This window comes from Streptomyces sp. NPDC020731 (assembly GCF_044334705.1).
Classification (GTDB): domain Bacteria; phylum Actinomycetota; class Actinomycetes; order Streptomycetales; family Streptomycetaceae; genus Streptomyces.
In genome coordinates, this window is record NZ_JBIRTN010000023.1 from 17,290 (window position 1) to 32,236 (window position 14,947).

General features: G+C 74.8%; 4 protein-coding genes. 1 reads left to right on the forward strand and 3 read right to left on the reverse strand.

Annotation, left to right across the window (positions count from 1 at the left end; translation table 11 throughout):
* Nucleotides 1-31: 31 nt before the first annotated feature.
* Both ACH4VX_RS30085 and ACH4VX_RS30090 read right to left on the reverse strand, forming a co-directional pair.
* Complete coding sequence (locus ACH4VX_RS30085; protein ID WP_398371778.1) at nt 32-754, reverse strand: FAD binding domain-containing protein; 723 nt, start codon at nt 752-754, stop codon at nt 32-34.
* A 135-nt stretch (nt 755-889) separates the two neighbouring features.
* Entirely contained in the window at nt 890-2,341 is a 1,452-nt protein-coding gene (locus ACH4VX_RS30090; RefSeq protein WP_398371779.1) for a WGR domain-containing protein, read from the reverse strand.
* Nucleotides 2,342-2,475: 134 nt separating this feature from the next.
* On the opposite strand from ACH4VX_RS30090, the gene ACH4VX_RS30095 reads away from it, so the two are divergent.
* Nucleotides 2,476-14,226 carry an amino acid adenylation domain-containing protein gene (locus ACH4VX_RS30095; protein WP_398371781.1) on the forward strand — a complete coding sequence of 3,917 codons (11,751 nt, stop codon included), beginning with the start codon at nt 2,476-2,478 and terminating at the stop codon, nt 14,224-14,226.
* Here ACH4VX_RS30095 and ACH4VX_RS30100 read toward each other — a convergent pair.
* The gene (locus ACH4VX_RS30100) at nt 14,203-14,757 is read right to left on the reverse strand and encodes a tellurite resistance TerB family protein (protein WP_398371782.1); all 555 of its coding nucleotides are present in this window, start codon (nt 14,755-14,757) and stop codon (nt 14,203-14,205) included. The genes ACH4VX_RS30095 and ACH4VX_RS30100 overlap by 24 nt on opposite strands.
* Nucleotides 14,758-14,947: the final 190 nt, after the last annotated feature.

Genomic DNA, 14,947 nt, shown 5'->3' on the forward strand with positions numbered 1-14,947 from the left:
CCACCCGGGCGGTCCGGGTGGCGCACCGGCGTCAGCGGCCGACGGTGCGGTCCAGGATCGCGGTCACCTCGCGGCGCACCTCTTCCCGTGCCTCGGCGGGGAGTGATCCCAGGTCCGTACGGTCCAGGGTCCGGAGCACCTCCTCGGCTCCGGTGGGACAGGGCGTGCTCTCGCTGATCACCTCGTAGCCGTCCCGGACGGCGACGAAGAGGCGGTGGGTGCCGTCGCTCCCGGTGTGCACGGCGGTGGCGACGACGAGGGGCGGCGGCCCGCCCGCTTCACCGTCCGCCTTGTAGTAGCCGCTGGCCACGGGGTCGCGCCAGCGGATACCGAGCAGCAGAGGGCGCTTGGCCACCGCTTCGGCCAGGTCGGTCTCGTAGGCGCCGTCCCGGTCCAGTACGGTCGCCCGCGCGTCCAGGACCAGCGCCGCGGGCAGCAGACAGCGCAGTGTGCTGCCCACGATGTTGCCGCCGACGGTGGCCGTCCGGCGTACGGCGCCGGTGCCCACGGTGGAGGCCGCGCGGCGCAGCACGTCCGGCACCCGGTCGTCCACCTGGTGCAGCAGGACGGCGGCGCCCAGCGCCTCCCGCTCTATCAGGTTGGCCTGGGGGAGCTTGCGCAGGGACATCGCCTGCTCGGGGAAGCCGTCGCGTTGCCAGAGGGCCCACACGAGGGTGGCTCCGCCGATGGGCACCGCTCCTTCGGCCAGATACCGCTGGACTTCGGACAGGGAGGTGGGCAGACGCAACAGCACGACGGTCGACCTGCTTTCCTGAACAGGGCCGGAAAACCACGGCTTTTCACGGGGTGATCACGAGCACTGCATTGTCCGTATTTCAATGGGGGCGCGTACAGGGCTCACGGGTTCGCCGAGTGCGCCCGCCGGCGGTCACCGGAGTCGGCGGATCTCGCCCCGCACCCGGTAGAAGCCGCCGGCCGCCGGGTGCAGCGCGTCCACGACATAGCGTGCGCCGGGCACCCGTATCGCCCGCGGGAACTGCACGTTCCAGGAGTCGTCGTAGCCGTCGGAGACGACGTGGACGCGCAGTCGGCCGTTGTTCTGGACGCATTCGACGACGACGGCACCGGAGGGGGCCTGTGCGACGGTCGCCACCGCGGTCGCGGCCGTGGCCGGCGCGTAGGTCGGCAGGGCCGCGGCGAGCTTGACGTCCCGCGCGACCGGCACCGTGCCCTGCTGCGCCGCGGAGACGGCGGCCTCGCTCGCGTCCACGCACACCAGCGAACCGTCGGTGGTCACCAGGTAGAGCCGCTCGTCGCGGTACTGCATCGACAGCGCCGATCCGCCTCCCGTGCCGAGCTTCCACAGGCGCGTGCCGTCCCGGTCGAAGCAGTAGACGGACGACGCGGCGTCGCCGGCGAAGACGAACCGTCCGCCCGGGGAGGTGGCGCAGGAGTACACGGCGCTGTCGCAGGCGTAGGTGGCCTCGATGGTGCCGGTCGCCTTCGACAGCCGCTGCACCACACGGTGCGCCGTACCGGCGTAGACGGTGTCGTCCTCCTGCCAGCCGAACAGCACCCCACCGCGGGTGGGGGTGTGCCACAACTCGCCGCCGCCGTCGGGCGCGTAGGCCGTGACGCCCCCGTGATGGCCGTGGTAGACGGCCCGGTCGTCGGCACGGACCATCCAGGCGTGCTCCCCCTGGCTGCGGCGGGTCCACTGGTGCTCGTCCTCGTGGTCGATGACAGTGAGGCGGCCTGCGCGGTCCGAGACGTTCAGCACGCCCTCGTGGATGTCCAGCCAGAAGATGTCGACGTCCGCGGCGATGTCGTAGGCGGCGAACGGCAGTTTCGAGGAGAGGTCGTAGACCCGGCCGTCGTCGCAGCCCGCGTAGATCCAGAAGTCGTCGGCGACCAGGCACTTCACCCCGTCCGGCAGGCTGAAGCGGGCCAGTACGTCGCCCTCGTGGTCCAGGGTGAAGACGTCACCGGACTGATTGCCGACCCAGCAGTGCTCGTCGTCGACATGGATGCCGAACGCCGAGGAGCCGGTGCCGAACCGCCACAGCACGGGGGCCACGGCACGCGCGGTGGACGGGGCGGAGACCACCTGGCGGCGGGTCACCGCGCGCGGCGCCCGCTGCCCCCGCACCGCCGGCGCGTAGCCCTTGCGGACCTTCTCCCCCACCTTCTTCGCCGCGGCGGCCTGCGCCTTCGCGGCCGTGGGGAACGTCGTCGTCTGGGTCTGCCCCGCCGCGCCGATCCTGCCGTAGCGCACCGTCACCGTCTGGCCGTCGACCGTCACTTCGTAGAACTTGTGCGCGGCGCCGTCCTCCTGCGACAGCTCCAGATACGTCGTCGCCACCATGGAACCAGCGGACATGGCAAAGCCCTCCCCGGACGGAACCCGCGGCCGTTCCGCCGGGTCCTACTGATCAAACCGTAGGCGCAGCCACTGACAATGGGGTCGGTCGCCGTCGCCGCCGGCCGGTCACCCGCGCACGAACGAACGGACACATGAACGCCACAACGCTGCTGGACGTCCTGCTGGACGCCGCCCGCCGTGCCCCCGACCAGGTGGTCGTCCATGTCCGGGGGGACGGCGGTGAAACGCCCGTCACCTTCCGGCGGCTGCTGGAGGACTCCTTGCGTGTCGCGGGCGGTTACCGTGACGCGGGAGTCGTACCGGGTACCTGCGTGCCGGTGGTCGCGGACCGCGGTGAGGACTTCCAGCCCCTGTTCTGGGGCGCGCTCGCGGCCGGTCTGGTGCCGGTGCCGCTGGCGCCCGACGTACGGCGGGTCCGCCCCGTGTGGGAGCACCTCGGCCGTCCCCCGGTCGCGGTGGACGATGCCTGCGCGGACGTGGCCGGCCGGCTCCCGGACGGAGCCCGCGTACTGCGGCTGGAGGAGCTGCGGACGTCCCCCGCCGTCGAGTCGCCCGCCACGGCCGCCCCGGACGATCCGGCGTTCCTGCAGTTCTCCTCCGGCAGCACCGGAGCGCCCAAGGGCGTGGAGCTGACCCACGCCGCCGTGCTGGCCAACCTGCGCCAGCTGGTCGAGGCAGCCGCGCTCACCGACCGGGACGTGGTGGTCGGCTGGATGCCGTACTTCCACGACATGGGGCTCATCGGCACCCATCTGGCGCCGCTCGCCGCGCGGGCCAAGCAGGTGCGGATCGGCCCGCTGTCGTTCGCGAAGAACCCCCGGCTGTGGTTCGACGTGGCCGCCGCGCACCGGGCCACCTTGTTGTCCGCCGCCAACTTCGCCCTGGCGCTGACCGTCCGCCGGGTCCCCGAGGAGGTGTTCGCCGGGCTCGATCTGAGCACGGTACGGCTGATCCTGGTGGGCGCCGAGCCGATCTCGGCGACGGTGTGGCGGGACTTCACCGCCAGGACCCGGCCGTCCGGGCTCGATCCCCGGGCGGCGACACCCGTGTACGGACTGGCCGAGGCGACCCTGGCCGTCACGTTCCCGCCGCCGGGCGAGGTGGCCGTGCCCGTGGCGCTGGAGCGTGCCGCGCTCAGCCGAGGACGGGCGGTGGAGCGGGAACCGGGCGGTGACGCCGTGGAGTTGATGGACGTGGGGCTGCCGGTGCCGGGGTGCTCGGTGCGTATCACCGACGACCGCGGCCGTCCGCTGGGCGACCGGCGGGTGGGGCATGTCGAGGTGCGTGGCCCGCAGGTCGCCCGTGGGTACCACGGTCTGCCGGAGGCGACGGCGGCCGCCTTCGCCGGCGGCTGGCTGCGCACCGGCGACCTCGGTTTCCTCCGGGACGGCCGGCTGTGTGTCAGCGGCCGGCACAAGGACGTGCTCTTCGTCAACGGCCGTACGTTCCACGCCCCGGACATGGAGGAGGTGGCGGCGGCCACGCCCGGGGTGCCGTCAGGGACGACGGTGGTGATCGGGTCGACCGACCCGGTGACCGGCGGGGAGCGGGTGGTGGTGTTCGTGGCCTGGGCCGGGCCGCCGCGTTCCGCGGCCGGGGTGCTGGACCGGGTCGCGGGGCGGGTCCGGGCGGCGCTGGGCCACGACGACGTGCGGGTGTTCGCGCTGCCGCCGTCCGCCTTCCCGCGCACGACCAGCGGCAAGGTGCAGCGGCAGCGGATGCGGTCACGGTTCGAGGCGGGGGCGTACCGGCCCACGGCCGCCTCCGCGGCGGCGCCGACGGGCCAGGAGCCGCCGCGGCCCTCCGGGGAGCCGGCGCCGGTGCCCCGCTCCCGCGCGGAGGTGCGGGGCGTGGTGCGGGAGGTCTGGGCGAAGGTGCTGGGGATACCGGAGCCGTCGTTCGGGGACCGGGACCGGTTCGCCGAGCTGGGCGGCGGCTCGCTCAAGGCGATGGAGGCGCTCGCCGAGCTGGAACGGGCGCTGGACGTGCCGCTCGGGCCGGCCGTGATGCGTGACGACACGGTGGCCGCGCTCACCGACCGTCTCCTGGACGCCGTCGCGGGCACGGCGGGACGGCAGGTGTCCGAGCGCCGGGCGACGGCGGACGGTACGCCGTCGCAGGGTTCGGGGACCGCCGTGGTGGGGCTGGCCTGCCGGTTCCCCGGCGCCGGTACGCCGGAGGAGTTCTGGGACCTGCTCGCCGCCGGCCGTGACGCCGTGACGACGGTGCCCGCGGGCCGCTGGAGCACGACCGGGGCGGCGGAGGAGGGGCGGTGGGGTGCCTTCCTGGACGACCCCGCCGCCTTCGACGCGGGCCACTTCGGGATCGGTGCCGAGGAGGCGCGCGCGCTCGACCCGCAGGCACGGATCTTCCTCGAACTCGCCCACGAGGCACTGGAACGCGCCGGATACGCCGGACCGCGCCGCCGCGGCCTGCGGATCGGCGTCTTCGCCGCCGTCGGTGACAGCGGCTACCGGCGGATCCTCGCCGACGCCGCCCCCGGTGCCGCACCGCCGGCCGAGGCCACCCTGACCGGCAACCTCCCCAACCTCGTCGCCGCCCGCGTGGCGCACTGCCTCGACCTGGACGGCCCGGCGCTGGCCGTGGACACCGCCTGTTCCTCGGGCCTGGTGGCCCTGCATCTGGCCCGGCGCAGCCTCGCGGACGGCGAGTGCGACATCGCGGTCGTCGGCGGTGTCAACCTGCATCTGACCCCGGCCGCGCACCGGTCCCTGGAGGCGGCACAGGCCCTGTCGCCGACCGGGCGCAGCCGCGCCTTCGGTTCGGCGGCCGACGGGTTCGTACCGGGCGAGGGCGGGGCGGCACTCGTCGTACGGCGTCTGGCGGAGGCCCACCGTGACGACGACACGGTGCTCGCCGTCGTCCGCGGCACCGCCGTCAACAACGACGGGACGTCGCTGAGTCTGATGGCGCCCAATCCGCTGCGCCAGCGGGAGGTGATCACCCGGGCGTACCGGGACTGCGGCGTCGACCCGGCGTCGGTGACCTACGTCGAGGCGCACGGCACGGGCACGGCCGTCGGCGATCCGGTCGAACTGCGGTCCCTGGCGCACGCCTTCCCGCCCCGCCCGGACGGCCGGCCCCGGCTGCTCGGCTCGGTGAAGACCAATATCGGGCATCTGCTGAACGCGGCCGCGCTGCCCTCGCTGGTGAAGGTCGTCCTGGCCCTCGGCCACGGCCGGCTGCCCGCCTCGCTGCATCACACCCCGCCCTCACCCGCGGTGGAGCGGTCCGGGTTCGCCCTGGTCACCGGGGAGACCGACTGGGAGTCGGACGGGCCCCGCAGGGCGGGTGTCAACGCCTTCGGCTTCGGCGGCACCAACGCGCACGCCGTCCTGGAGGAGGCCCCGCCCGCACCGGTTCGTACCGCGCGCCGGGCGGACGACGGCCCTCGTCTGCTGACCCTTTCGGCGGGCAGCGCGGAGGGGCTGGAGGCGTGGGCGTCGCGGCTCGCGGAGCATCTGCGCGAGCACCCGGAGCTCGACGAGGCCGACGTCTGCGCGACGGCCGGTACGGCACGGGACGACCGGATCCACCGCCTCGCGATCGTCGCCGACGGGGACCTGCGGGAACGGCTCACCGCGGCGTCCACGGCGCTTCGAGGGGTGTTCACCGGGACGGTGACGCACCGGCCCCGTACCGTCTTCGTCCTGCCCGGTCAGGGGGGCCTGTTGCCGGGCCGGGGCCGGGCGCTGCACGCCACGGCACCGGTGTACCGCGCCACGCTCGACGAGGCGTCGGCGCTCGTCGGCACGGTACGCGGGCGGGAGCTGACGGACTGGTGCGTCGACGACGGCGTCACCGAGGACGACCTGGCCGTGACGGAGGTGGCGCAGCCGCTGCTGGTCGCGCACGGTGTCGCCCTCGCCCGGCAGCTGACCGCCTGGGGCGTACGGCCCGACGCGGTCGTCGGGCACAGCGTCGGCGAGCTCGCGGCCGCCTGCGTGGGCGGGACGCTGTCCCTGCGCGAGGCGGTCACGTTCGCGGCGGAACGCGGCCGGCTCATGGGCGGGTCTACCGCACCGGGTGCCATGGCGGCCGTGCTGGGCGCCGAGGAACGGGAGGTGGCCGCCCTGGTGGACGCCTCCGGGGGCGAACTGGCGGTCGCGGCCTACAACGGGCCGGGGCGGCTGGTGATCTCCGGTGCCCCCGACGCGGTCCGCGAGGCGTCGCGACGGCTCTCCCGACAGGGCGCGGCCGTCCGCCCGTTGCGCGTGTCGCGCGCCTTCCACTCCCCGCTGATGGAGCCGGTCGCGCAGGCCCTGGCGGACGCGGCACGCGGGCTGGCGCCGACGGCGCCCAGCACGCCGGTGATGAGCACGCTCACCGCCGCATGGCATCCGCCGATGACTCCGGAACACCTCCGTGAACACGCCCTGCGACCGGTGCGGTTCGACCGGGCGGTGGCGCGTCTGGTGGAGGAGGGTTACGACACGTTCGTGGAACTCGGTCCGACCCGGACGCTCGCGCCCACCGCCGACGCCTTCGTGGTGTCCGCCACCGAAGCGCCGGGCGGGGCACGGGAACTGATGGAGACGGTGGCCCGTCTGTGGGCCCGAGGCGTACCGGTGGACCGCACGGCACTCGACGGGAGCCGCCGACGGGTACTTCTGCCGCCGTACCCGTACCGCCGGCAGAACCACTGGCCGGTCCCTGCTTCGCAAGGGTTGCTGCACGACGTGGCGTGGCGGCCGGCACCCCCGCCTGCTGCGGGCGGTCGTGCCGCCGGGGCGGCGCCTCGTGAGCGCCGAGCCGCGCAGCCCCGCCCCCGGCCGGCCCCGACGCACTCCGGTGTCGTGGTGACCGGTGCGGATCCGGCAGCGGTACGCCGGCTGACGGACCGCCTCGCCGCCCAGGGGGCGGATGACGCCGACGCCCCGGAAACCGTGATCCTGCTCGCCGGAACGGCCCGGCCGCAAACGGTGGCGGATCTCGCGCGGCACCAGCGCGAGGCGGTCACGGCGCTGCGCGAAGCACTCGCACTGCTCGACCGCACCGGCGCCCACCGCCTGCTGGTGGTGACCCAGGACGCACACGTCACAGGCCACGGCCCGGAACACCCGAACCCCGCCCAGGCGATCCTCGGCGGACTGACCCTGGCCGTCCCCGAGGAGTCGGGGGTGATCGCGAACTGGATCGACCTCTCCTCCCACGACGACGAGGAGCAGCACCTGCGGGCAGTGCGCGCCGAGACGTCGGCGCCGCAGGCGGAAGGAGCCGTGGCCTGGCGGGCCGGACACCGCGCGGTGCGGGTCGTCGTGCCACGCCCCGAGGAACGGACGGCCGGCACGGCCCCGCTCCCCGCCAACGGCACGTACCTCGTCACGGGCGGCACCGGAGGCATCGGCTCCGCACTGGCCCGGCAACTCGCGGGCCGGGCCCACCCCGTCCTCGTGCTGGCGGGCCGCTCCCCCCGCCCGCCCCGGGGTCTGCTGGAGGAGCTCACCGCACTCGGCGCCGACGCCCGCTACGTCATGGCCGACCTCACCGCCCCCGACGACGTCGAACGGCTCGTCGCCGGCCTCCCCCCGCTGGACGCCGTCTTCCACGCGGCCGGAGTCGCCCGGCCCGGCAGTCTGCGCGGAACGGACGTACGGGAGACGGTGGACGCGCTGGGGGCGAAGACACTCGGCACCGTCCTGCTGGCCGAGGCGCTGGACCGGCACGGTCGGCGCCCCGGCGTGTGCGTCGCGTTCTCGTCGGTGTCGTCGGTGCTGCCCGGCCTGGCCGGCGCCCTGGGCGCGTACGCGGCGGCGAACGCCTTCCTCGACTCCTTCGCCGGCGCCGAGCGGCTGGCAGGCCGCCCGTGGCTGTCGGTGAACCTCGGGCCGTTCGGCGGGACGGGCCTCGCCGCCGGGCGCGTCGGCGGCCTCGCGACCGCCGCGGGCCGGCCGCTGGCGACGGCGCCCGCACTGGCGGCCCTGCGGTCGGCCTGCGGCACGGACGTGGCACAGCTGGTCCTCGCCGACCTGACGCCCGCGGCACCCCCGGTCGCCCCGGTGCCGCCGCCCACGGCCGACGGAACAAGCGGGCAGACCCCGGCCTCCTCCGGTACGACGGCCGTACTGCGGGAGCTGCTGGCGCGGTCCCTCGAGATCCCGCCGGCGGCGGTCGACGACGACACGCCGTTCCTGACCCTCGGCCTGGACTCACTGGGCGCCGTCGATCTCGTCAAACGGCTGGAGCGGAAGCTGGGGCGGGACCTGCCCACCACCCTCTTCTTCGAGCACCGGACCGTGCGCGAACTCGCCGCCCACCTCGACGACCGGGCCCTTGACAGTCCGGACGGCGAGCCCTTCGCGCTGACGCCCGTCCAGCTCGCGCTGCACACCAGCAGCCTGCTCCACCCGGACGTCCCGGCCCGCGGTCATCTGCGGCTGACGGTCCGCGGCCCGCTCGACACCGGCGTCCTCGGCCGGGCGCTGGCGCACCTGGCGGAACGGCACGGCATGCTGCGGCTGCGGGTGGACACCTCGGGCGCACGGCCGGCGCAGCGGGTGGCGGCGCCGGTTCCGGTGGCGGACTGGTACGAGGTGCTGGACTGCGCCGCCGAGGACCTGGCCGGCGTCGAGTCGGCCGTCTGCAACCGGCCCTTCGATCTGACGGCCGGTCCGCCGGTACGCGCCGTGCTGCTCCGCCAGGAGCCGGAACTCGCCCATCTGCTGCTGGTCGTGCACCATGCGGCCGTCGACGGGTACAGCCTCAACGTCCTCGCCGAGGAACTGTGGACCTCGTACACCGCGCTGTGGCACGGGGAGCCCGCACCCCGGCCGGTGCCGCCGGCGCCGGACTTCGCGCGGTACGCGGCGGGCACGCGGCACTCCGTCGTGCCGGACGCCGTCCGGCGTTACTGGGCGGAGCGTCTCGCCACGCGCGGCGCACCGCTGCGACTGCCCTACGACGGTGATCCCGACGCTCCCGCGACCGGCCCGATCGTGCAGCACCACGGCGCGTTCGACGCGGAGCTGAGCGCCGGTCTCGAACGGCTGGCCGCCACGCACGGCGTGTCCCTGTTCCACCTGCTCCTCGCCGCGTACGTGCGCTGCCTCGCGCGGTGGACGGGGCGCCGGGACGTCACCGTGAACGTGGCCAGGGCGGGCCGCGACGACCGCTTCGACGGGGTGGACCGGCTCGTCGGTCCGCTCGCCGACACCCTGCCGCTGCTGTGCGAGGTGGACGGCGAGGAGCCGGTCGTGGCGCTGGCGGAGCGGTTGCGCCGCCTGTGGCTGGAGAGCGAGCGGCACGCCGGGGTGAGCAGCCTGGACCTGGCCGGGATGCTGCCCGGCGCCGGTACCGGTCCCCGCACGGTGAGCCCGGCGGGCTTCAGCTTCGCCCGGTTCCCGGCCGCGGCGGCCCCCGGCTGCCCGGTGGAGGTGGGGGCGACCGCGGCCGGCACCGGGTCGGCGACGACCCGGCTGTCCCTGCTGTGCTGGGCGGACGGTCCGGTGCTGCGCGTGTCGTGGAACTTCCCGGCGGCGCTGTTCGAGCGGGCGACCGTGGCGCGTCTGGACCGGGAGTTCCGCGGGGAACTGGCGGCCGTTCCGCGCACTCCCGCCGGACCGGTACCGTCCCCTCGGGCCGGCGGACACGTTCCCCTGGTCACCCGGCTGCTCGACCGGTTCCGTACGCGCTCCGGCGCGATCGCCGTCGACGCCGGGGAGGCGTCCCTCACCTACGGGGCGCTCGACCGCGCCTCGGCCGCTCTCGCGGCACGGCTGCGTGCTGACGGTGTCCGTCCGGGCGACCTGGTCGGGCTGCTCACCGAGCCGGGCGCGGACACGGTGGTGGGTGTGGTGGGCATCCTGCGGGCCGGGGCCGGCTGGGTCCCGCTGGATCCGGAGCATCCCCGGGCGCGGCTCGCCGACCAGTTGAGCCGTACGGGCGTTTCGACGGTGGTGTGCCACTCCCCCACCCTGCGTCTGGCCGGCACCCTGACCGGTGTGCGGGCGGTGGCGGCCGACGACCCGTCGGCCGACGACGGCCGCACCGTCGCCGTCGCGCCGGATCCCGGGGCGATCGCGTACGTCATCTTCACCTCCGGGTCGACGGGGCGCCCGAAGGCGGTGCCGGTCACCCACCGGGCGATGGAGAACTACCTCGACTGGGCCGTCGACACCTTCGGCTACGGCCCCGACGACCGGCTCGCGCAGACCGCGTCACCGTGTTTCGACGCCTCGGTGCGCCAGTTGCTCGCGCCGCTGATGGCCGGCGGCACCGTGGTGACCGTGCCCGGGCACCTGCTGCGGGACCCCGAGCTGTTGCTCGCGCATGTGGAGCGGGCGCGGGTGACCGTGTGGAGTTCCGTCCCGACGCTGTGGGAGCAGCTGCTGTCGTCCGCCGAGGCGCGGGCGGCGCGGGGCCTGGCGCCGGTGGACCTGTCGGCGCTGCGCTGGGTGCACGTCGGCGGTGAGGCGCTGCCCGTGGAACATGTGCGCCGCTGGTTCGACCTGTTCGGGACCGGCACGCGCATCGCGAACCTGTACGGGCCGACCGAGACCACCGTCAACGCCACCTGCCACATCGTCGGGGAACGCCCCGGCGACGAGGTACGGCGGCTGCCGATCGGCAGGCCCGCGGCCGGTGCCCGGCTGGAGGTGGTCGACGCCGACGGCGCCGTGTGCGGGGCGGGCGAGACCGGGGAACTGCTCATCTCGGGCGTCGGTCTGACCCCCGGCTATCTGGGCGAACCGGAGCTGACCGCGCGGGCGTTCACGACGCGCGCGGGGCGGCGCTGGTACCGCAGCGGGGACCGGGTGCGCCGGTCGGCGGACGGCGTCCTGGAGTTCCTGGGGCGGGTGGACGACCAGGTGAAGATCCGCGGGAACCGGGTGGAGCCGGGAGAGGTGGAGGCGGCGCTGCAGACCTGTCCCGGTGTCGGGCGGGCCGTGGTGCTCGCGCACGAGGGGCGGCTGCTCGCCTTCGTCACCCCCCGGACGGGGGCCGAACGGCCGGCCGCGGGTGAGGTGCGCCGGCATCTGGCCGGGCTGCTGCCGTCGTACATGGTCCCGGCGCGGATCACGTTCGTCGACGCGCTGCCGCTGACCGGAACCGGCAAGGTCGACCGGTCGGCGCTGCCGACGACGGATCCCGGGCTCGCCTTCGACGGTCCGGACACGTCGTCCGGTGACGGGAGGACTCCCCCGGCCACGGCGACCGAGCGCCGGCTGGCGGCGATCTGGTGCGCGGTGCTGCGGGTGACCGCCGTGTGCCGGGAGGACGACTTCTTCGAGCTGGGCGGCGATTCGCTGCTCGTCCTGGAGGTGTTCGCCCGGCTCGCGGAGCGGGCGGGGCCGCTGCCCCGGCCGACCGTGATCTACCGGCACCGCACCCTCGCCGCGCTGGCGGGGGCCGTGGACGCCGCCGCGGGAGAGGAGTGCGTGACCGCGGACGCCGCGCCCGTTCCGGCCGGTGACCAGGGTCCGGGCCCGTTCCCGGTCACTCCCGGCCAGCGCGGGTTCCTCCTCGCCGAGGCGCTCGCGCCGGGCGGCGGAACATGGCTGGCGCGGCTTCGGCTGTCCGGGCCGCTGGATCCGGACCTCTTCCAGCGGGCGGTGGATGTGCTGGTGGAGCGCCACGGCATGCTGCGCACCGTCTTTCCCGCCGGTGCCCGGCCGCCCGTTCAGCAGGAGCTGCCCCGGTCACTGCGTCTGCCGGTCGACTTCGAGACGGTCGCCGGCCCCGCCGAGGTGGACGAGCGGGCCGCGGCCGAGGCCGGACGGCGTCTGGAACCCTGGGCGTGGCCGCTGCTGCGGCTTCGGGTGCTCACCCTGGAGCGGCGGGAGCACGTCCTGCTGGTGCACGCGCACCATCTCATCGGCGACGGCTACAGCTCGGCGCTGCTGATACGGGAACTCACCGAGGTGTACGACCGGTTGGCCGAGGGCGCCGCGCCCGGACCGCCCGCGCCGCTGGCCGGCTTCCGCGACCACGCCCTGGCGGTGGCCGGGTCCGGCACCGGCACACCTGCCACGGTGGAACACCGGGAGCGGGCCGGCCGGCTGAACGCCCCGTACCGGCCGCCGGTGCTGCGTACCGCCGCCGTGAACGGCGACCACCGTTTCGAGTCGGCCGAGTTCACGCTCGACGCGGCACTGACGACCGCCCTGCGCAAGGTCGCCTCGGCCGCGCGGACCACGCTGTACGCCCCTCTGCTGACCGCCTACTACCAGGAGTTGACGGCGCTGACGGGCCGGCCGGATCTGGTCGTGGGCCTGGCGGTGAGCGGCCGGGACGGTGCGCTGCCCGACGCGCACCGGGTGTTCGGGCCGTTCGCCACCGCCGTACCCGTGCGGCCGGCCGGTGCGGCCGACGCGCCCCTCACGGACGGGGAGTTCGGTGACGCGCTGCGCCGGATCGTGGCGGAGGCGGAGGAGGCGCGGGCCCATGAGGACGTGGTTCCCCGGCACTCCGACGGTCTGCCCGTGACGTCGCAGTTCTTCTTCACCCACCTCGACTTCGCCGCGCTGGCCCCGCGGGGCGACGGCGTGTTGCGGGTGTCGTGGGAGGCGGGGGACAGCATGTTCCTGCCGCCGTCGTCGGCGACGGACCTGTTCATGGCGGTACGGCCGGACGGTGACGGGCTGCGGGTCACGGTCCGGGGTGCCGCCGCCGCGTTCTCGCCGGCCGCGCTCGACGGTTTCGTCCGCGCGGTGCGCGACCGTCTGGTGCGGGCGGCCGGGAACCGCCGGGTCGTGGTGCCCCCGCCGAGGAAGCGGCGGGGGACGATGGACGCGGCCCTCGTCGGCTATCTGCCGGCACCGGGGCATCTCGCACGGCTGGCCGGCCTGCCCGAGGCGGCGCTGCCCCGGGCCGAGGTGCGCGACCTGTTGTTCCCCGGGGGCGGCCCGAGGCTGCTGGAGACGGTGCGCACACCGCTGGGCCGGTCGGGGTTCGTGTGCGTACCGCTGTTCGCCGACGAACTCGGGCGGGGGCCCGGTCTGGTGGACCACACCGCTCGCGCGGTGTCGCTGGCCGCCTCCCTGGGCGCGCGTTGTGTGTCCCTCGCCGGAATGATCCCGTCGCTGACCGGATACGGCTTCGACGTGCTGCGGCACCGGCAGTACCCGTCGGCTGTGACGACGGGGCACGCGGCGACGGTGGTGTCGGTGGTCAAGACCGTGCACGCGGCGCTGGACGCGACCGGCCGGGATCTCGCGGACCTGGAGGTGGCGTTCGCCGGGCTGGGTTCGATCGGCGCGTCCTCGCTCGAGCTGCTGCTGTCGCTGGCCGCCCGCCCGCCCCGGCGTCTGCTGCTGTGCGACGTGCGCGGCAGCGGGCCACGGCTGAGGGAACTCGGCCGCCGGCTGAGGGAGCGCGGGCTGGCCGGCGAGGTGGAGGTCATCGAGGCACAGCGGATGCTGCCGGACGCCGTGCACGCCGCGGATCTGCTGGTGACGGCGGTGAGCGGGACGACGGCGGTGCTCGACGTCGACCGGCTCCGGCCCGGTGCCGTCGTGGTCGACGATTCCTTCCCGCACTGTTTCGACACCGGACGGGCCCTCGCCCGTATGCGGGAACGGAGCGACGTCCTGGTCCTGGGCGGCGGGCTGCTGCACGTCGGCCGCACCGGCCGGGAGGTCGCCGACGACCTCCCGGCCGCGGTGGCGGCCGGCTACCTCGCCCAGCCCTGGATCGAGGGAACCCTGGCCTCCTGCCGCACCGAGTCCCTGTTGCGCGCCTCGGACGACCGGCTGCCACTGGTGCACGGCCTGGTGGACGCGGCCGTGGCGCGGGCCCACTGGGACGCCGTGGAGGAAGCCGGGGTCACGGCGGGACCGCTGCACCTGCTCGGTCACGCCGTCGACCCGGCATCGGGCGCCGGTCTCCCCGAACCGCCGTCAGATACCGAACTCCGCCGGTGACAGGCCGAGGGCCGAGCAGGCGTCGCGCACGGCGTACTGCTCGGCCGGCTCGAAGCTGCCGTCGGCCCCGGCGACGACGAGGCCGGTCTGGACGACGGCCCGGGCCTCGACCGGCTTCTTCGCCGCCTTGGCGATGTCCTCCAGCGCCCGGGCCTTGCCCAGCTCGAAGTTGGCCGTGAGCCGGTCCACGTGCTCGTTGAACCGCTTGCGGAGCTGGTCCGCCGGGAAGTTCTGCAGCACCTCGTTGGAGACGATCAGTTCCTCCACGCGCTGCCGCTCGGCCGGGTCGACGCGTCCGTCGGCCGCGGCGACCAGCGCGCACATCGCCATGCTGGCGTCCCGGTAGGCGCCGCTCTTGAGCTCCGCCTTGGCCGACGCGAGCTGGGACTTGAACAACCCCATCAGCTGGGCCTTGGAGCCGCCGCCGGCCGAGGAGGAGCCGTGCCCGTGCCGCTGTCCGCCCCCCGCCCGTGCGCCCTGGGACTGCTGGAGAGCCTTGGCCTGTTCCTTGAGCCGGTCGAACATCGCCACTGGGTGCCACCTCTTCTGTCGCTGTCACGGTCCGTCCGGTCAAACGGACGCGGCCGCGACCATGTTCCCGGACGGCAAAAGAAAAGCAAAGCTGATCCGGAAGGAGTTCGAAAGTTTCGTAATCTAATGACTCCACGACTGATCTTGGAATCAAGAGTTCCGCTCGTAATTTCGAAGACCGTCACCGTAG